The sequence below is a fragment of the Salmonella sp. FC25216 genome (genome assembly GCF_057751355.1).
Map to the genome: position 1 here is coordinate 37742 of NZ_JBDGON010000018.1, position 18054 is coordinate 55795.

Sequence of the window (18054 nt, forward strand, 5' to 3'; positions counted from 1 at the left end):
GCAATAAGCCCGATGACGCCAGTGCATCGGGCTTTTGTATCAATATGATGCCAATACCTCATCCCCTGACGCACGCAGTACGGCGCACACGAAATCCAAACACATTGATATAGAGTCCAGCCATAATCAGTACTGCGCCCGCAAGTTGCATCCCGGTCAATGTTTCCCCGAGTAACACCGCGGCGCTCGCCAGCCCGACTACCGGCACCAGCAATGATAACGGAGCCACGCGCCAGGTCTCATAGCGTCCCAGTAACGCGCCCCAGATGCCGTAGCCAAGGATAGTGGCGACAAAAGCCAGGTAAAGCAGCGACAATATCGTCGTCATATCAATGGTGATAAGGCTTTGCGTAATGTGATCCGCCCCTTCCAGTAGCAGCGACGACAGCAGGAACGGCAGGATCGGGATCAGCGCGCTCCAGACCACCAGCGACATCACCGCCGGACGCGGGCTATGTTGCATAATTTTTTTATTAAAAATATTGCCGCAGGCCCAGCTAAATGCCGCCGCCAGAGTCAGCATAAATCCCGACATCGCTATATGCTGTCCGTTCAGACTGGCTTCAATCAATACCAGTACGCCAATAATCGCCAGGGTAATCCCCGCCAACTGCTTACGTTGGAACCGCTCGCCAAAAACAAACGCCCCCAATGCCATGGTAAAAAAGGCCTGCGCCTGTAATACCAACGACGCCAGTCCTGCGGGCATACCAAACTTAATCGCGCAAAAGAGAAAGGCGAACTGCCCAAAGCTTATCGTCAGCCCATAGCCCAGCAACAGCGCAAGCGGGACTTTAGGCCGGGCAACAAAGAAAATTGCCGGAAACGCCACCAATAAAAACCGTAATCCTGCCAGCAATAATGGCGGCATATGGTGCAGACCTACTTTGATGACAACAAAATTTAGCCCCCATGCGACAACCACCAGTAACGCCAAAAACCCGTCTTTTCGCGACATCATCGGCCTCTGTCATTATTAAAATTTTGTAAAGAGGTAAGTTATCGAAAATCAGTGCACCATAACAGAACTTTTCTTTTTACCACGAGCAGGGCATTGAACAACACACGGTGGGCAAAATCCTGCGCTATGGTATGTTAAGACTGTACTGTAGCGCATAGACATCATGCTTTTGCGGGCACGGAGATTAAAACGCCCCGAAACGTAACCTCCATTTCAGGCAGGAAAAATGAATTCAGGATTGAGACGTTCAACGCTGGCTTTACTCGCCTCATCGCTGTTATTGACGATTGGACGCGGCGCCACACTCCCCTTTATGACCATCTATCTTAACCGCCAGTACGGTTTGGGCGTGGATCTGATTGGTTACGCGTTGACCAGCGCGTTAACAATCGGCGTCGTCTTTAGTCTTGGATTTGGGATTCTGGCGGATAAGTTTGATAAAAAGCGCTACATGCTACTTGCGATCATCGCCTTCGCCTGCGGATTTATCGTCATCCCAATGGTGCATAATGTCGTACTGGTTGTCCTGCTTTTTGCGCTCATTAACTGTGCCTATTCGGTTTTTTCTACCGTCCTGAAAGCCTGGTTCGCCGATAACCTCACCGCCACGACAAAAACGCGGATTTTTTCGCTCAACTATACCGTACTCAATATCGGCTGGACGATTGGCCCACCGCTCGGCACGCTGCTGGTCATGCAAAGCATCAATTTACCCTTCTGGCTTGCCGCCATCTGTTCCGCATTCCCGCTGGTTTTTATTCAGGTATGGGTTACACGATCGGTTGCCGCCAGCGAGGGAAAAAACGCCGCAATCTGGTCTCCCTCCGTTCTGCTGCGCGACAAAGCATTATTGTGGTTTACGTTTTCGGCATTTCTGGCCTCCTTTGTAGGAGGCGCATTTGCGTCCTGTATTTCACAGTACGTTATGGTCGTTGCCGATAGTGGTTTCGCGGAAAAAGTGGTAGCCGTCGTCCTGCCGGTTAATGCGGTTATTGTGGTCAGTTTGCAATACGCCGTGGGCCGCCGACTTACCGCCGTCAATATTCGACCGATGATGACGACAGGCACCGTCTTTTTTATCGCCGGGCTCATCGGATTTATTTTTTCAGGCGACAATCTGCTTTTTTGGGGGCTTTCAGCGGCGATATTCACGATTGGCGAAATTATTTATGCCCCTGGCGAATATATGTTGATTGACAACATTGCACCTGCCGGCATGAAAGCCAGCTATTTTTCAGCGCAATCGCTGGGCTGGCTGGGTGCGGCAGTAAACCCGCTGGCCAGCGGCGTGATCCTGACGACGCTTCCCGCCTGGTCGCTTTTCGTTGTCCTGATCATCGCGATTGTATTCGCCTGGGCGCTGATGTTAAAAGGAATGCGGATTACCCCTACGCAACAGGCTATCGCCTGTTAATTATCTGCAACCGATGATGTGCGCAGTTTCTGGCGCACCTGGTTACCCCTATATATTGCAGGCTAATTATCTGCTATTAATGCAGTAATTCAGGAATATTCCTGGGCGCTGACGAAAATATTCTAATACTTTACCCTTCCAGTAAAATAAATAAGTAATTCAGACTTTGTTTAAGTATAAATTAGTACTATAGTCACTACGAGGTTTTTTTAGAAAAGAGGATGCACGCAAAAATAAGGAGAAACGAGATGTTAGGCAGTATCAACCTTTTTATCGTTGTATTAGGAATTATTTTATTTTCCGGATTTCTGGCCGCCTGGTTCAGTCACAAATGGGATGATTAATGAACGGAGATAATCCCTCACAGAGCCGGCCCCTTGCTGCATCGCTGCACAAGGGGCCGATTTTGTCTGGATTTCGGGCAAAAAAAAACCGCCGGTTCACCAGCGGTAAATGCTTGCATGGATAGATTTGTGTTTTGTTTATACGCTACCGGGCAAATTCTTGCGAGGATAACGGATCGCTAATGACTGTAGCACCGTCAATATCAATGAAGGTTAAACAATACGTAACCAGGCCTGAATAAGACATTATGAAACCTTTTGTCCCCCCTGGCGCATTTTACAAGGCCCATCGTATCAGGCCAGCCGCGTCCCCTGCATAACTGACCTGGAGATTGCCGGTTAGCGCGCGTTACTTTTGCAGCCGGTTCACGCGAACAAGCGATTCCTTCGCTTTCTTGTCCAGACTACCGTTTATGTTGATCATTTGATCCGGCTGAACTTCCCGCCCATCAAATACAGCGGAAGGGATTATCACGTTAATCTCGCCGGATTTATCGCGGAACACATAGCGATCATCGCCTTTATGATCAATAAGGTTGCCGCGCAGCGAAACGGTCGCGCCATCATGCAGGGTTTTTGCCTGTTCGATGGTCATTTTTTCTGCATCGTCCGTACCGCGATAACCATCCTCAATAGCATGAGGCGGCGGCGGTGCCACGTCTTTTTTTAATCCCCCTTGATCATCCGCTAGCGCATAAGGCATTATCAGAAAACTTAAAAATGCAGCCACCTGTAGTTTCATGCTCTCTCCTTAATAACGTCCATTTGACGTATTAAGTCTGGTCGCTATTTTTAATTTTTACAAACATGAATTTACCAGCAGAATATTAAGTAACAAAATCAACCCACCCGGGTTAATACACAACAAATATCAACGCGGGTTAACGCTAAAACGCAACGGCGAAATATAGAGTTGGCCACATAGCTGGGGTAGTATACTTCAATGTCTGGATGACAATTCAGAATAATCGGCTTTATTTTTTGAAGATAATGATTTTACGCATACTCAATGACATTTATCACCGTAGAAAAGTAAGCATGTTATGGAGAGGCTGGTTTGCTGGTGACTGGATAAAATAATCACTCGCTGACAATGTCACAAAGTAAATATGCCATACTTGAGAAGAACGAACAGGTTTCTTTTGTCTCTGTAACGGAAAAATAAACGATGAGATTAGATCAGCACGATATTGCCCCCCTTGATGAAGCCGAATCCGTCGATAGCCTGACAAAAAAACTCGGTGATTTACTGGTTAACCAAAAACTCCGTCTGACCACTGCAGAATCCTGCACCGGCGGGAAACTGGCTTCAGCATTGTGCGCAGCGGAAGATACGCCCTCTTTTTACGGTGTAGGTTATGTCACTTTTACTGATGAAGCCAAAGCAAAAATCTTACGCGTACAACGCCGCAGTCTTGCCGAACATACCGCCGTCAGCGAAGCGGTCGTCATTGAAATGGCTCAGGGAGCTAAAGATCAGGCTGAGGTCGATATCAGTATGGCGATCAGTGGCTATGGCGGTCCGGAAGGCGGCGAAGATGGCACTCCGGCGGGAACCGTTTGGTTTGCCTGGAACATTAACAACATAACCTTTACAAGCCGACAACATTTTAGCGGAGATTGTCAGGAAGTATTAGAAAAATGTGTACGATTTGCCCTCGCTGAATTGCTCTTTCTGTTAACAAAGAAAGCATAAAGAATAATTGCACCTGACCGGCCAGAATAACTCACGGTCAGAATAAATAAAAAAATGCGAGCCTTAGGCCCGCATTGTCTACGCAATATTTCAGAATATATTTACAAGATATCAGGAGTAAAATTAATTGTCGGATTTACGTCCGCCACTGTGGCTATTCTGCCCACCTTTTTTACCCGCTTCAGATGCACGCTGTGGATCGTTTTTAAAGTTCCCACCACTATGCTGGCCGCCTTTACGACCTGCTTCTGAGGCTTTCTCTTTATCTTCTGCAAAGTTACCGGAACCGCCGCGATGTTCTGCCATAATATAATCCTCATGATGATGTTGCGTTTTAAATATGATATGTCTTCTCATATCATGTGATACAGTTCTAAATTTAGTCGCCCTGCGCGCAGTGTCAAACTCATTTCTGCATTATTTACATAATACCACCGCTTGCCGGAAAATATATTTTTAAAAATGTTAATAGCGAAGCGGTAATAAATCTTTGGCAATCAATCCACCACGGAAAAATAAGTAGAAAAATCCGAATGCACGTCCTCTTTATATTCAGACAATTTGCCCCCATAAATTTAATTGGCTGTCGTCAGGAGTGCAGGATTCATTTTCAGGCGGTTGTTCGACAATGCCGAACAACCGTATCAGCTTAGTGATCAAGTCCGCGATATTGCAACATGGGATCAATATGCGGCTCATGTCCACGCCAGGCTGAATAAAGCGTTTCTAAATCAGTACTATTCCCCCGGGAAAGGATGTCATCACGAAAACGCTGCCCGTTTTCACGCGTCAGGCCGCCCTGCTCTACAAACCATTGATAACCGTCATCCGCTAACATTTGCGTCCACAGATAGGCGTAGTATCCCGCTGCGTATCCGCCGCCGAAGATATGGGCAAAGTAACTGCTGCGATAGCGGGGCGGCACTGCCGGTAAATCAAGATGCTCAGCGGTCAGCGCCTGCTGCTCGAAATCAGCGACAGACTGCTCCGCTACGCTCTCCTCCAGCATATGCCAGTGCATATCCAGCAATGCGGCGCCGAGCAATTCAGTCATATCGTAACCTTTATTAAATAAACTCGCCTTGCGCATTCTTTCCTGTAAATCAGCAGGCATTTTTTCACCGCTGTCGACATGACGCGCATAACGTTCGAATACACGCGGATGACTCGCCCAATGCTCATTAATCTGGGAGGGAAACTCGACAAAGTCACGGGGCGTGTTAGTCCCTGAAAGCGTGGCATAACGCTGCACGGCAAACAAACCGTGTAACGTATGACCAAACTCATGGAAGAGCGTAATAACGTCGTCCCAAAGCAGTAATGCAGGCTGCCCATCGACAGGTTTCTGATAGTTACATACATTGTATATAACAGGCCGGGTTTCGTTGAGGGTGGATTGCTCTACAAAATTCCCCATCCACGCGCCGCCACTTTTCGAGTCCCGCGCGAAGAAGTCGCCATAAAATAACGCCATACCGACGCCATCGGAATCGAAAATCTCCCACACCCGAACATCAGGATGGTACACCGGAATGTCAAAACGCTCGACGAAGGTGATGCCGAATAGCTGGTTGGCGGTCCAGAAAACCCCCTCTTGCAACACCGTATTTAAGGCAAAATAGGGCTTCAGTTGCGCTTCATCCAATGCATATTTTTCCCGCCGCACCTGTTCGGCATAGAACATCCAGTCCCAGGCCTGAACGGTGTAACCGCCCTGCTCATCATCAATGACGTGCTGAATTTCCGCCTGTTCATTGAACACACGCTGACGCGCTGGCGGCACAATACCACGCATAAAGTTCAGCGCGGCTTGCGGAGTTTTCGCCATCTGATCGGCGATTTTCCATGCGGCATAATTGGGGAACCCCAGCAGTGTAGCCTGACAGCGACGAATCTCTACCAGACGCTGAACGATCGCGCGGGTGTCGTGGGCATCCCCTTTTTCCGCCCGAGTCCATGACGCTGTGAATAAATTTTCGCGGGTCTGGCGATCGCGCAGCGCAGCAAGCGCAGGCTGTTGCGTCGTATTAAGGAGCGGAATGAACCAGCGATTCTCGAGGCCTTTTTCACGCGCCGCATCGGCAGCGACGGCAATATCTTCCGGGCTTAATCCTTCCAGGCAATACGCATCATCTACCGCCAGCCCGCCCGCTTTACTTGCCGCCAGCAGGCGCTGATTAAACTGGCTCATTAAGGTCGCGGATTCGGTATTCAATACTTTCAGTCGCGCTTTATCCTCTTCGGCAAGCTGCGCGCCTGCCAACACAAAACGCTGGTGGATAACGTCGACCAGCCGTAGCGATTCATCATCCAACCCCAGTGAATGACGCTGCTGCCAGACGGCATCCACGCGAGCGAATAACGCGCTATTCAGATAAATATCGTTGGAGAGCGCCGCCAGTTCGGCAGAAAACGCCTCATCTAACCGCTGGAGTTCATCGTTAGTGTGCGCGGCGGTCATCGCGAAAAAAACGCTGGTGACGCGTGACAGTAGCGCCCCGCTTTGCTCCAGCGCCAGAAGCGTATTCGTAAAGTCAGGGGCCGCCGGATGATTGACGATGGCCGCGATTTCCACGCGTTTTTGTCGCACGCCCTCATCAAAAGCAGGACGATAATGGCAATCTTTGATCCGATCAAAACGCGGCGCCTGATAGGGCAACATACTCTGGTCTAAAAAAGGATTCGTCGACATTCTTCACTCCTGAAAATAGGTTGATCATAAGAGTAAGCTTCCCCTATGCTGACCGCAATCGTGTTAACCAGGATTACCCTTTCATAAACGCCGCGTGCTATGGTAATACAACACAAAAAGCGTTGAGGAACAGTGTGATGATCGTTTTAGTAACTGGAGCAACCGCAGGGTTTGGCGAGTGCATTGCACGCCGTTTTGTTGAAAATGGACATAAAGTCATTGCCACGGGACGTCGTCATGAACGCCTGCAAGCGCTAAAAGATGAGCTTGGCGATAACGTATTGACCGCCCAACTGGACGTGCGCAACCGCGCGGCCATTGAAGAGATGATGGCCTCTCTGCCCGCGCAGTGGCGCGATATTGATGTGCTGGTCAATAACGCCGGCCTGGCGCTGGGTCTTGAACCGGCGCATAAGGCCAGCGTGGAAGACTGGGAAACTATGATCGATACCAATAATAAAGGCTTAATTTATATGACCCGCGCCGTGCTGCCGGGAATGGTCGAGCGTAACCGCGGTCATATCATTAACATCGGTTCGACCGCCGGTAGTTGGCCTTATGCCGGTGGCAACGTCTATGGCGCGACGAAAGCCTTTGTGCGTCAGTTTAGCCTGAATTTGCGCACGGACTTACACGGTACGGCGGTTCGCGTGACCGACATTGAACCGGGTCTGGTTGGCGGTACCGAGTTTTCCAGCGTGCGTTTCAAAGGCGACGATGAAAAAGCGGGTAAAACCTACGAAAATACCACCGCGCTCACGCCGGAAGATATTACCGAAGCGGTATGGTGGGTGGCCACACTCCCCGCGCATGTGAATATTAATACCGTTGAAATGATGCCCGTTACCCAATCCTTCGCAGGACTCAGCGTCCACCGTAGCTAAGGAGTTATACCCGGTCTACAGGCCGGGTAATCCATGGCAAACGTATCTGCAACCAGAAACATGATCGGTATGGACCACAACGGAAAAGTGATAGAGTATCCGGGTCAACCGCCTAAAAAAGTAAGAATGAATGACCGTTGAAACGCAGCTTACCCCTACACAGCCTGTCAACCAGCAAATTTACCGTATTCTTCGACGTGATATCGTGCATTGTCTGATCCCGCCTGGCACGCCGCTATCAGAAAAAGAGGTCTCAACCCGTTTTAACGTTTCGCGTCAGCCGGTACGCGAGGCTTTTATAAAGCTGGCGGAGAATGGGTTGATTCAGATCCGCCCTCAGCGCGGTAGTTATGTGAATAAGATTTCGCTTTCTCAGGTACAGAATGGCTGCTTTGTACGGCAAGCTATCGAATGCGCGGTGGTCCGCCGTGCGGCGTCGATGATCACCGACAGCCAGTGCTATCAACTGGCGCAAAACCTGCACCTGCAACACATTGCCATCGAGCACAAACAGATTGATGATTTTTTCCAGCTTGATGACGATTTCCACCAAAAGCTGGCGCAGATCGCCGATTGCCAGTTAGCGTGGGATACCATTGAAAATATCAAAGCCACGATTGACCGGGTTCGCTATATGAGTCTGGATCATGTTTCTCCGCCGGAGATGTTGTTGCGCCAGCACCATGATATTTTCTCCGCGCTGGAAAAACGCGACGGCAATGCGGTTGAGAGCGCAATGACTCTGCATTTGCAGGAAATTAGCGAATCCGTCCAGCTTATCCGTCAGGAAAACAGCGCCTGGTTTAGCGAAGACTAACCCCCCTTTAACTTCGGGGTGAGACACCTTCTCCGCTCTCTCACCCTGCACATTCCTGCTTAAAAAGCCGTGAGCTTGATCAAAAACAAAAAAAATCCGCAACGATAAGCGTATTTATATGTCGCCCGTCATGTGGGGAAACCCACGGGCTTTGGCAGTAAGTTTGAAAGGAGAAAACACCATGATGACATACGATCGTAACCGTAACGCAATCACTACCGGTAGCCGGGTCATGATAAGCGGCACGGGCCATACCGGGATTATCAAAGCCATTGAGAGCGAAGGTCTGGATGCTGGACAAATTCGCCGCGGCAAAACGGTGATTGTCGAAGGCTGTGAAGGTAAATTCGCGCCAGTCGAACTGATTCGTCTTGGCATGAACTGATACCACTGGCCGCTAAGATCCGCCCCGGCTTTCCCGGTAGCATAATGCTACCGGGTACCTGTTGCGCTATTTCAACCGTTCGGCATATTTCGCCACGCTCGCTTTCGCTCCATATGTCAGTAACCTGTCATAGGCTTCTTGCACTTTTTGCGTAAACCGCGCCGCCTGCGGTAAATCGTTGCCGAAAATTTCTGCCATTCCCAGCAGCGCCTCAACACGACTTGCGCCTTCTTCACTGTTTGCCACGGCACGCTGAATAACCGGCAATAGCGGATCGCTGACGTCGATCGCCTTGCCCTGCTCATCCACGCCGCCAACGTAACGCATCCACCCCGCCACGCCCAGCGCCAGCAAATCAAAATCGCTATGATTAGCAAGATGCCAGCGAACGGAGTCCAGCATACGCTGCGGAAGTTTCTGGCTGCCATCCATCGCTATCTGCCAGGTACGATGACGCAGCGCCGGATTACGGTAACGCGCAATCAACTGATCGGCATAACGCTGTAAATCTACCCCCTGGACTTTCAGCGTTGGCACCTGCTCGCGTAACATTAACGCCTGCGCGGTCAAACGATAGTTATCGTCAGCCATACAATCATTAATATGCAGATAGCCGGCAAGATACCCCAGATAAGCCAGGAAAGAATGACTGCCGTTAAGCATTCGCAGTTTCATCTCTTCAAACGGAATCACGTCGGCGACCAGCGTCGCGCCCGCACTCTCCCATCGCGGACGACCGGCCATAAACGTATCTTCTATCACCCACTGACGAAACGGTTCGCAGGCAACGCCCGCCGGATCGCGCACACCGGTCAAATGCGCCATTTTATCCAGCGTCTCCGGCGTGACCGCAGGGACAATCCGGTCAACCATCGTTGACGGAAATGTCACATTTTGCTCGATCCATATCGCCAGTTCCTCATCCACCGCCCTGGCGTAAGCCGTCACCACATGACGCGTCACTTGCCCGTTTTCCGGCATGTTATCGCAGGACATCACGGTAAATGCCGGTAAGCCTGCAGCTTTACGACGCGCTAACGCTTCGACAATAATACCCGGCGCCGTTACCGGTTGATGCGGATTTCGCAGGTCGGCGGCAATCATGGGATGCTCCAGCAGAAGCTGGCCCGTGGCTGGCGAATGACAATACCCTTTCTCGGTAATGGTCAAAGACACAATCGCTATCTGCGGTTCACACATCGCCGCCAGCACACGTTCCAGGCCATCAACCTGTACATGCAACGCCGCTTTGACGACGCCCACCACACGCGCCGTCCAGGCATCAGCCGACATCTCCGCCACGGTATAGAGGTTATCCTGCTGCTTTAGATCGGCAATCTGCTGTTCGCCGCCAATAAGGTTAACCTCATAATAGCCCCAGTCGCTATGATGCTCCGCGGCCAGAATATCTGTATAAACGCCCTGATGCGCGCGATGAAACGCACCAAAACCGAGATGGACAATGCGCGGCACCAATGTGCTGCGATCGTAGGTCGGGAGAGTTGCCTTAGCGGTTAATAGTTTATTCTGCATCTTTTGACTCACTGTAGAGAATGGTGATTGCCATACCTGATTAACGAGTTCAACACGAAAGATTCTGATTTGCATTAATATATGCAAAATTGGTGTGACATTATTTTCAGGCTGTGTAACAGCATAAACAAAAGTCGGCGACCGTTGTTTATGCCGTCACGTCAGGTTGTTAGTTCACTTGTGCCGGTCGATAAAGCCTGGATTCCGCTTTTTGCGGTTCATTCCACAGATTTTCATAAGCGTAACCGGTCAGGTCTTCCACCACACGGCGCGTCTCCGGGGTGACGTCCTGTTTTGAACCGTGCGCTTTCAGACGATCGACCTCGTCGACAAAAACCTTGTGAGTACGCTTGTTGAGGTGAAATGTTACCGCCTGCCACAGTGCAATCAGCAGCAGCCCAGCAGTACCAACAAACAGCAGGATTGCGATGGTGTTTACGGCGCTCTCCGGCTGGATCTGGCTCCCCTTCACAAATCCGCCTTCCTGCAACATAACGCCCACGATAAAGGTTGCAATCGCCACCGTCGTTTTGCGTGAGAAAGTCATCACCGCCGCGAACAGCCCTTCACGACGCTGGCGGGTGATCATTTCATCAATGTCCGGAATGAACGGGAACACATTCCACGGCGTGAACTCCAGAACACAACGCCCCACCTGGTACAGCGCAGCCAGTACCAGCAGAATGGTGACGTTATTGTCGGTCGGGAAGTGGTAAACCATAAACAATCCGGCCAGACACAATATCATCAGGGTATAAGCAAATACATACAGACGCGACGGACCAAATTTAATGATCGCGACACCGGCTAACAGCGTGACCGGCAGGCCGACAATGCTCATCGACAGCAGGGTTCCTGAAAGCGAAGACGGCACGTTCAGGCAGTAAACACAAAAGAAAACGAAAACGGTGTTATAAACATCTTTCGCGGTAAAGGAGAACAGATAAATCGCCAGATGTTTACGGAACGCGCGCACCTTCAGAGTGGAGTAGTACTCTTTAAACAGTTTCCCGGTCGCCACAACCTTCGCCATAAAGGACGTGGGTTGACGAGTGTTTTCCAGCTCGACGAGCATCTCCGGCGTCAGTTCGCGCTCCCAAGTCACCTTCCAGGAAATAAACACGCAGAACATAAACAGCACTGCAAAGACGACGCCATTAATAAAGTACGCATGCGGATCGTGTTCACCAAAATAGCTGATTAACAGGCCCGGAATAAAGGTCGCCAGGAAAGTCCCGGATGCCGACAGGAACATACGACAGGTTGATAATTTAGTACGAGAGTTAAAGTCCTTAGTCATTTCTGACGGCAGCGTTTCCCATGGAATGAGCACCATCGCGGCAATCACTTCGAAAGCCAGATAGACAGCCAGATAGAACCAGAAGCTCATGCCTGTGACCCACAGCAGGATATACACCAGCATCAGCGGCGCACCGGCTAATAAGAAGAAGCGGCGGCGACCAAAGCGTTTGCCCAACGGGTTTTTATAGAAATGGTCAGTAAAGCTGCCCATAAACAGGCTGACGACCGCATCCACAATACGGGCGATGGCGACAATGGATGCTGCTTCGACTGGTGACAAACCGACGAAGGTGGTGTAAAAGAATAAAAGCCAGGCACCAATGACGGTAAACGCGCCGCCCCCCATGATATCTGTTAAGCCATAGCCAATACTGACCGGAATGGTTATTTTTTTATTAGTACGAGACATGTTCTACCCTCATTTAAGGAAGGACGTTAGAATCTGAAATAATTAACTGCATTATCGTGACATATATTTTTAACCATCCGTGTCAAGATCCGCTTATTATCAGGGATTTCACCACGCTCAACCCAGCCACCAATCAAATTACAAAGGATGCGGCGGAAATAATCATGACGCGGATAAGAAACCAGGCTGCGTGAATCCGTCAGCATACCGACGAAGTGCATTAATAACCCCTGATCGGCCAGACTATTTAACTGCTTTTCCATACCACGGCGAGTATCGTTAAACCACCAACCGGAACCAAACTGCATAGGCGACTTCACGCCGTCCTCGCCGGACTGGAAATTAGCAATTGTCGTGGCGACAATGTCGTTATAACTACCATTCAGGTTATAGAGGATGGTTTTAGGCAACCCGTTGTTCTGCAGCATCGCATCCAGCAAACGGTTAAGGCCCGCCGCCAGATTGTTCTGGTCGGTGATGGAATCAAAGCCGGTATTGATTCCCAACTGTTCACACATTTTTCTGTTATTGTTGCGGAGCGCGCCGAAGTGAATTTGCATTGCCCAGCCGCGTTTTTTGTACTCCCGCCCCAGCATGACAAACATGGCGCTGTTAAGCTGTGCCGTCTCGCCGTCGGTGAGCTCGCCACCGCGTCGCTTCTGAGCAAACAGCGATGCAACAGTCAGCGCATCGGCAGGTTGATACTCAACGGCTACCGGGCCGTGGTCGGAGATACGGCAGCCTACTTCGTGGAAGAAATCAATACGTTCGGCCATCGCGGCGGTAAAGTCGGCGTAGGTATGAATATCACGCCCCGTCACCTGCGCCAGCCTATCAATAAAGGTAGCAAGCACCTGTCCTTCGGCAAAAATATCGTCAGGGCGAAAGGTCGGCAGCACCCGTGTGGTAAAGGTCGGGCCCTGTTGCAGCAGGCGATGATATTCCAGCGTATCCAGCGGCGCATCGGTAGTACAAATGACTTCAACGTTGGAGCGCGTAATCAGGCTACGGGGTTTAAAATCTTCTCCACCAATAAGCTGATTACAATGATTCATTATCTCTTGCCAGTTATCACTGTCCAGCATTTCGTTACAGGAGAAATATTTATTTAATTCTAAATGTGTCCAGTGATAAAGCGGATTACCAAATGCCGCTTCAACCGTTTCAGCATAAGCTTTAAATTTCTCTTCTGGCGTAGCGTCTCCGGTAATATAGCGCTCGGCAATACCGTTCGCGCGCATAGCGCGCCATTTATAGTGATCGCCCGCTAGCCATAATTGGGTGATATTATCGAATTTTTTATTTTCGTAAATTTCTTTTGCGTCAAGATGACAGTGATAGTCGATGATCGGTAATTTTGCGGCAACTTCTTTATATAACCGAACACCGACTTCACTATCGATCATGAAACGATCGGTAATGAAGTCCATATTATTTCTCTCGTTAATATAAAATTTATTTCAGGTCGATGATATAATTACCAGCTCCATAACGTGCCGTCTTCCAGGCGGGCCACCGGCAAACAGGCTGGATCGTAGGGATATTTCTCCGCCAGTTTTTCATCGAACTCAATACCCAACCCTGGCTTGTCGCCCGGATGCATATAGCCCCCTTCGAACGTCCAGTTATGCGGGAAGACCTCCAGCATCGGCTCGGAGTAGCCCATAAACTCCTGTACGCCGAAGTTGGGCACCCACAAATCAAAATGTAATGCAGCGGCCATGCAAACCGGCGACAGATCGGACGGCCCGTGCGAACCGGTACGCACCTGATAGAGCGAGGCGAAATCGGCGATACGGCGCATCCCGGTAATGCCACCGGCATGGGTAATCGTGGTGCGGATATAGTCAATTAATTGCTCTTCAATGAGCTGTTTGCAATCCCAGATACTGTTAAAGACTTCGCCTACGGCAATCGGCGTGACCGTATGCTGGCGGATCAGGCGGAAGCACGCCTGGTTTTCAGCCGGCGTCGGATCTTCCATCCAGAACAAACGATAGTCTTCAATACGTTTGCCAAAGCGGGCAGCCTCAATGGGTGTCAGCCGATGGTGCATATCGTGCAGAAGATGTTCATTAAAACCAAACGTATTACGCACGGCGTCAAACAGCTTTGGCGTAAAATCGAGATACTTTTCCGTTGACCACAGTTGCTCTTCCGGCCATTGCCCTTTTGTCGCAGGCTCATAAGCCAGCCCCTTGCTTTTCGCCATACCGTAGGTAGTTTTCATCCCCGGAACGCCGCACTGCACGCGGATAGCTTTAAATCCCAGCTCTTTATGACGCGCATAATCTTCCAGCACATCATCGATGGTGTGGCCTGTAGTATGGCAATACACCATAACGCCTTCACGAGAGGCGCCGCCAAGCAACTGGTACAGCGGCATATTGGCGGCTTTGGCTTTAATATCCCATAGCGCCATGTCCACGGCGGAGATGGCTGACATGGTGACAGGCCCGCGACGCCAGTACGCGCCTTTGTAGAAGAATTGCCAGATATCTTCGATGCGGTGAGCATCCCGTCCAATCAGTTGCGGGCACAGGTGATCGGTAAGGTACGAGGCCACCGAGAGCTCGCGTCCGTTCAGGGTGGCATCCCCCAGACCGGTGATCCCGTCTTCTGTGGTTATCTTTAAAGTGACGAAGTTACGTCCAGGACACGTAACAAAGACTTCAGCCCCTACAATCTTCATTTTTATTCCTTACATCGCATTATGGGATGCAGAAAATTTACCCAACTGAGCTACTACCATACAAGTATGTTTATCAAAAAAGCGATACCAGATCACAAAATGTTCTGGTCGCACGGCAACGTTAAGTACGTCCCCATCCGACGACGATAATCAGCATGCCGCACAGCGCGATCAGCGCGCCGCACCAGTCATAAACCGTGAGCCGGACGCCATCGACAACGCGTAGCCAAAGGAGCGCAGTACAGACATATACCCCACCGTAAGCCGCATAAACCCGCCCACTCGCAGCCGGATGCAAGGTCAAAAGCCAGACAAATAACGCGAGTGATGCCGCGGCGGGCAGAAGCCACCACACGCTGGCGCCGCGCTTAATCCATAGCCAGGGAAGAAAACACCCTATGATTTCACAGAGCGCGGTGACAAAGAAAAGCAGCGTCGTCTTTAGCATGAGATTCATTTGATTACGAAAAGATAAGTGATAATACGACAGAATATCGCTACACGGTTATCCCGTCATTCTTGTGTATATGCCAGGCATAAGGATTGGTGTAGAATTTAAAGGTGTTTTACCGCTTTTTTCCCCTCTTATGAAAGGATATTGTGATGAACAATACGCTGAGCAAACGCCTGTGCCTGACGGCAATGCTTACGCTGGCTGCCGTTGTGTATACCACTTCCGCATTCGCTGAAACCAGTAAACTGGTGATTGAATCGGGAGATAGCGCACAAAGTCGTCAGGAAGCGGCGATGGAAAAGGAACAATGGAACGACACTCGCAGTCTGCGTCAGAAAGTGAATACCCGCGCAGAAAAAGAGTGGGACAAAGCCGATGCCGCCTTTGATAGCCGCGATAAATGCGAGCAGAGCGCCAACATCAACGCCTATTGGGAACCCAATACTCTGCGGTGTCTGGATCGTCGTACAGGTCGCGTTATTACGCCCTGATGCAGGATAACGAAAAAGAAGTGTAAGGATACAGTATGACAAGCGACTACAACGTTAGACTGCGCCCGCTTGAGCGGGAAGATTTACGATTTGTCCACCAGCTTGATAACAATGCCAGCGTCATGCGGTACTGGTTTGAAGAGCCGTATGAGGCTTTTGTCGAACTGTCGGATCTCTATGACAAACACATCCACGATCAAAGCGAGCGGCGCTTTGTCGTCGAATGCGACGGCAAAAACGCCGGGCTGGTGGAATTGGTTGAAATTAACCATGTACATCGTCGGGCTGAATTTCAGATTATTATTTCGCCGGAGTACCAGGGGAAAGGTCTGGCGTCACGCGCGGCCAAACTGGCGATGGATTACGGATTTACCGTACTCAATCTCTATAAATTGTATTTGATCGTCGATAAAGAGAATGAAAAGGCTATTCACATCTACCGTAAACTCGGGTTTAGAGTAGAGGGTGAGCTGATACATGAGTTCTTTATTAACGGCGAATACCGTAACACCATCCGCATGTGTATCTTCCAGCAGCAGTATCTGGATGAACATAAAACGTCCGGTACTACGCTCCTGAAACCCACCGCGCAATAAACGCGGCGCGGTAGTCACGGAGAGTCGCACAACACCCAGTTTAATAGTAATCGATACGGTTTTTAATTGTGTGATGGTGGGACACTGTCGGCTTAACGCTCTCATCGACGATAACAAGCCGGCAGTCAACGGGATTAGCGTTGGCATCATATTCGCTGCTCTGTCTGACGTTGCCGGCCTGCCGATCATCCACCCAGCTTACTGCCGTATAATCCAGCTTTTTACGGGGGGCCGCGGAGGGTTTTGCCGTCACAGATAGCGTTTTATATGAGACAAAAGCACTCGGTGAGACAGAAAAACTGTCTCACCGGGTTGCCTGCTTTGGGTTTACCTTAATAAGGCATAAAGTCGTTATGATTAATGCATGTTTCGCCGTTTATCAAGAAGTTCAGCGTGTCGGGGAGTTGCAACCATTCCTTTCCCTCTATCAACAAAATCCTGGGACCAGTGTTCAGGAAGAGGGGTGTTTGTAGATTTATAAAAATTAAACAGTTCCTTACTATTGTCAAAAACAGTCCATTCGCCCTGATGTACCATTGCCACAGGGAATGGCCCCGGACGAGCTACCACTCCCAGATAACCATTATCCTTTACAACTTTATCGTGCTCATGTTCCCACATATAGGGAACAAAGTTTACCTGAGGACCATGGCGAATAACGTTCATCGCTGTATACTCAAAGGGTCTGGAAGGATCGACTTTCGCAATACCTTTATTAATTAAATCCTTTACTCCTCTTTCCTCATTACTTTCCGCCATGGGGACATGCCCTTTCCCATGAGAGAATTTAATAATATCGTGCATGTCATAATCACCGGTATAGGGCGTGATGATTTTAAATTTTATCCATGCATTAACAAGTTCATTAGCAAAAGTATTTTCCAGGCTGACTGGATAAGCCAAATCCTCACCACCCAGTCTGTTGTGTGCATAAATTCCCCGTACGCCAGATGCATCCCACTGACCTACTCGGCCAACGAAACCGCTACGTTTTGCCTGACCAAGAATAGATTCAGCGTTATCACTATAGATAGCCTTTAGTGAACCAGGTTTAATAGTCTTCTCAAGAATATTATGGCCTTTTGCTGCCGCACCTTCACCGAGTGCTGAAATAGTATAAATGCCCGCCTCCCTTACGCTCATTGAAAGATTTTCCTCTAAAGAAATTCGTTCAAAGACAGGCATATGCAAAGGGTGAACAAATGCTTCGCCCACTAATTTTCGGGCTTCCTGACCAGTACTGATCAACCCATTGCTGTCAATCAACGTGACGGGATTATTCCGTACCATCCTGAACAGGTTCAGCCCGTCCGCCGTCCCCGCCGGGTCTGCGCCCAGCCAGCGTCCCGCCCACGGCTGGTAATAACGGTATCCGTAGTAATAC

General features: G+C 49.8%; 19 protein-coding genes and 1 pseudogene. 9 read left to right on the top strand and 11 right to left on the bottom strand.

Annotated elements, in window-relative coordinates:
• Positions 1–58: 58 nt before the first annotated feature.
• Positions 59–961, bottom strand: a complete 903-nt coding sequence (eamA, locus tag AC3G3F_RS23030; protein ID WP_079817580.1) for an O-acetylserine/cysteine exporter — start codon at positions 959–961, stop codon at positions 59–61.
• A gap of 226 nt (positions 962–1187) precedes the next feature.
• Between eamA and ydeE the strand changes: the two genes are divergently transcribed.
• The 3 genes from ydeE to AC3G3F_RS23045 all read left to right on the top strand — a co-directional run bounded on the left by ydeE (position 1188) and on the right by AC3G3F_RS23045 (position 2844).
• Complete coding sequence (gene ydeE / locus AC3G3F_RS23035) at positions 1188–2375, top strand: efflux MFS transporter YdeE (RefSeq protein WP_023248380.1); 1188 nt, start codon at positions 1188–1190, stop codon at positions 2373–2375.
• A gap of 248 nt (positions 2376–2623) precedes the next feature.
• Positions 2624–2719: a protein MgtS gene (gene mgtS, locus AC3G3F_RS23040; protein WP_000901531.1), complete on the top strand. Its 96-nt coding sequence runs from the start codon at positions 2624–2626 to the stop codon at positions 2717–2719.
• Positions 2719–2844: a hypothetical protein gene (locus tag AC3G3F_RS23045; protein WP_418895914.1), complete on the top strand. Its 126-nt coding sequence runs from the start codon at positions 2719–2721 to the stop codon at positions 2842–2844. The genes mgtS and AC3G3F_RS23045 overlap by 1 nt, the downstream gene beginning before the upstream one ends.
• A gap of 224 nt (positions 2845–3068) precedes the next feature.
• On the opposite strand, the gene AC3G3F_RS23050 is transcribed toward AC3G3F_RS23045, so the two are convergent.
• Positions 3069–3461, bottom strand: a complete 393-nt coding sequence (locus AC3G3F_RS23050) for a YdeI family stress tolerance OB fold protein (RefSeq protein ID WP_023248381.1) — start codon at positions 3459–3461, stop codon at positions 3069–3071.
• 426 nt (positions 3462–3887) lie between these two features.
• Here AC3G3F_RS23050 and AC3G3F_RS23055 point away from each other — a divergent pair, with 426 nt between their 5' ends.
• Positions 3888–4415 carry a 2-oxo-tetronate isomerase gene (locus AC3G3F_RS23055; RefSeq protein WP_053510174.1) on the top strand — a complete coding sequence of 176 codons (528 nt, stop codon included), beginning with the start codon at positions 3888–3890 and terminating at the stop codon, positions 4413–4415.
• Between the two features lie 123 nt (positions 4416–4538).
• Here the strand turns inward: AC3G3F_RS23055 and AC3G3F_RS23060 are convergent, their stop codons facing one another.
• Complete coding sequence (locus tag AC3G3F_RS23060) at positions 4539–4721, bottom strand: con-10 family general stress protein (RefSeq protein WP_000807641.1); 183 nt, start codon at positions 4719–4721, stop codon at positions 4539–4541.
• Between the two features lie 343 nt (positions 4722–5064).
• Positions 5065–7107 carry a peptidyl-dipeptidase Dcp gene (gene dcp / locus AC3G3F_RS23065; protein WP_023248383.1) on the bottom strand — a complete coding sequence of 681 codons (2043 nt, stop codon included), beginning with the start codon at positions 7105–7107 and terminating at the stop codon, positions 5065–5067.
• A 137-nt stretch (positions 7108–7244) separates the two neighbouring features.
• Here dcp and ydfG point away from each other — a divergent pair, with 137 nt between their 5' ends.
• From ydfG to ydfZ, 3 genes are all read left to right on the top strand, one after another.
• The gene (gene ydfG / locus AC3G3F_RS23070; RefSeq protein ID WP_023248384.1) at positions 7245–7991 is read left to right on the top strand and encodes a bifunctional NADP-dependent 3-hydroxy acid dehydrogenase/3-hydroxypropionate dehydrogenase YdfG; all 747 of its coding nucleotides are present in this window, start codon (positions 7245–7247) and stop codon (positions 7989–7991) included.
• Between the two features lie 130 nt (positions 7992–8121).
• Entirely contained in the window at positions 8122–8808 is a 687-nt protein-coding gene (locus tag AC3G3F_RS23075) for a GntR family transcriptional regulator (RefSeq protein WP_488395838.1), read from the top strand.
• A gap of 181 nt (positions 8809–8989) precedes the next feature.
• Positions 8990–9193: a putative selenium delivery protein YdfZ gene (gene ydfZ / locus AC3G3F_RS23080; protein ID WP_000989267.1), complete on the top strand. Its 204-nt coding sequence runs from the start codon at positions 8990–8992 to the stop codon at positions 9191–9193.
• Positions 9194–9259: 66 nt separating this feature from the next.
• Here ydfZ and AC3G3F_RS23085 read toward each other — a convergent pair whose 3' ends face one another.
• From AC3G3F_RS23085 to AC3G3F_RS23105, 5 genes are all read right to left on the bottom strand, one after another.
• Positions 9260–10726: a mannitol dehydrogenase family protein gene (locus AC3G3F_RS23085; RefSeq protein ID WP_488395840.1), complete on the bottom strand. Its 1467-nt coding sequence runs from the start codon at positions 10724–10726 to the stop codon at positions 9260–9262.
• Between the two features lie 169 nt (positions 10727–10895).
• Positions 10896–12437, bottom strand: a complete 1542-nt coding sequence (locus tag AC3G3F_RS23090; protein ID WP_023248387.1) for an MFS transporter — start codon at positions 12435–12437, stop codon at positions 10896–10898.
• A 26-nt stretch (positions 12438–12463) separates the two neighbouring features.
• A complete protein-coding gene (gene uxaC, locus AC3G3F_RS23095; protein ID WP_023248388.1) occupies positions 12464–13867 on the bottom strand; it encodes a glucuronate isomerase in 1404 nt (467 codons plus the stop codon).
• A gap of 47 nt (positions 13868–13914) precedes the next feature.
• Positions 13915–15129 (bottom strand): starvation-sensing protein RspA, encoded by a 1215-nt coding sequence (gene rspA / locus AC3G3F_RS23100; protein ID WP_023248389.1) that lies wholly within the window; start codon positions 15127–15129, stop codon positions 13915–13917.
• 121 nt (positions 15130–15250) lie between these two features.
• On the bottom strand, positions 15251–15577 hold the full coding sequence (locus AC3G3F_RS23105; protein ID WP_000921382.1) for a YnfA family protein: 327 nt from the start codon (positions 15575–15577) through the stop codon (positions 15251–15253).
• Positions 15578–15732: 155 nt separating this feature from the next.
• On the opposite strand from AC3G3F_RS23105, the gene AC3G3F_RS23110 reads away from it, so the two are divergent.
• Together AC3G3F_RS23110 and speG are read left to right on the top strand one after the other, a co-directional pair.
• Positions 15733–16074, top strand: a complete 342-nt coding sequence (locus AC3G3F_RS23110) for a DUF1283 family protein (RefSeq protein WP_023248390.1) — start codon at positions 15733–15735, stop codon at positions 16072–16074.
• 35 nt (positions 16075–16109) lie between these two features.
• Positions 16110–16670, top strand: coding sequence for a spermidine N1-acetyltransferase (gene speG / locus AC3G3F_RS23115; RefSeq protein ID WP_023248391.1), 561 nt, complete (start codon positions 16110–16112; stop codon positions 16668–16670).
• 40 nt (positions 16671–16710) lie between these two features.
• Here the strand turns inward: speG and AC3G3F_RS23120 are convergent.
• Positions 16711–16956, bottom strand: a pseudogene (locus AC3G3F_RS23120) (YnfC family lipoprotein); the annotation flags it as partial.
• A gap of 71 nt (positions 16957–17027) precedes the next feature.
• A partial coding sequence (locus AC3G3F_RS23125) for an RHS repeat-associated core domain-containing protein (RefSeq protein ID WP_488395842.1) occupies positions 17028–18054 on the bottom strand: 1027 nt, incomplete at its 5' end.

Bases quoted from the DNA above. Each gene is read 5' to 3' on its own strand.
- eamA (WP_079817580.1), bottom strand. From the start codon at position 961: ATGATGTCGCGAAAAGACGGGTTTTTGGCGTTACTGGTGGTTGTCGCA.
- ydeE (WP_023248380.1), top strand. From the start codon at position 1,188: ATGAATTCAGGATTGAGACGTTCAACGCTGGCTTTACTCGCCTCATCG.
- mgtS (WP_000901531.1), top strand. From the start codon at position 2,624: ATGTTAGGCAGTATCAACCTTTTTATCGTTGTATTAGGAATTATTTTA.
- AC3G3F_RS23045 (WP_418895914.1), top strand. From the start codon at position 2,719: ATGAACGGAGATAATCCCTCACAGAGCCGGCCCCTTGCTGCATCGCTG.
- AC3G3F_RS23050 (WP_023248381.1), bottom strand. From the start codon at position 3,461: ATGAAACTACAGGTGGCTGCATTTTTAAGTTTTCTGATAATGCCTTAT.
- AC3G3F_RS23055 (WP_053510174.1), top strand. From the start codon at position 3,888: ATGAGATTAGATCAGCACGATATTGCCCCCCTTGATGAAGCCGAATCC.
- AC3G3F_RS23060 (WP_000807641.1), bottom strand. From the start codon at position 4,721: ATGGCAGAACATCGCGGCGGTTCCGGTAACTTTGCAGAAGATAAAGAG.
- dcp (WP_023248383.1), bottom strand. From the start codon at position 7,107: ATGTCGACGAATCCTTTTTTAGACCAGAGTATGTTGCCCTATCAGGCG.
- ydfG (WP_023248384.1), top strand. From the start codon at position 7,245: ATGATCGTTTTAGTAACTGGAGCAACCGCAGGGTTTGGCGAGTGCATT.
- AC3G3F_RS23075 (WP_488395838.1), top strand. From the start codon at position 8,122: ATGACCGTTGAAACGCAGCTTACCCCTACACAGCCTGTCAACCAGCAA.
- ydfZ (WP_000989267.1), top strand. From the start codon at position 8,990: ATGATGACATACGATCGTAACCGTAACGCAATCACTACCGGTAGCCGG.
- AC3G3F_RS23085 (WP_488395840.1), bottom strand. From the start codon at position 10,726: ATGCAGAATAAACTATTAACCGCTAAGGCAACTCTCCCGACCTACGAT.
- AC3G3F_RS23090 (WP_023248387.1), bottom strand. From the start codon at position 12,437: ATGTCTCGTACTAATAAAAAAATAACCATTCCGGTCAGTATTGGCTAT.
- uxaC (WP_023248388.1), bottom strand. From the start codon at position 13,867: ATGGACTTCATTACCGATCGTTTCATGATCGATAGTGAAGTCGGTGTT.
- rspA (WP_023248389.1), bottom strand. From the start codon at position 15,129: ATGAAGATTGTAGGGGCTGAAGTCTTTGTTACGTGTCCTGGACGTAAC.
- AC3G3F_RS23105 (WP_000921382.1), bottom strand. From the start codon at position 15,577: ATGCTAAAGACGACGCTGCTTTTCTTTGTCACCGCGCTCTGTGAAATC.
- AC3G3F_RS23110 (WP_023248390.1), top strand. From the start codon at position 15,733: ATGAACAATACGCTGAGCAAACGCCTGTGCCTGACGGCAATGCTTACG.
- speG (WP_023248391.1), top strand. From the start codon at position 16,110: ATGACAAGCGACTACAACGTTAGACTGCGCCCGCTTGAGCGGGAAGAT.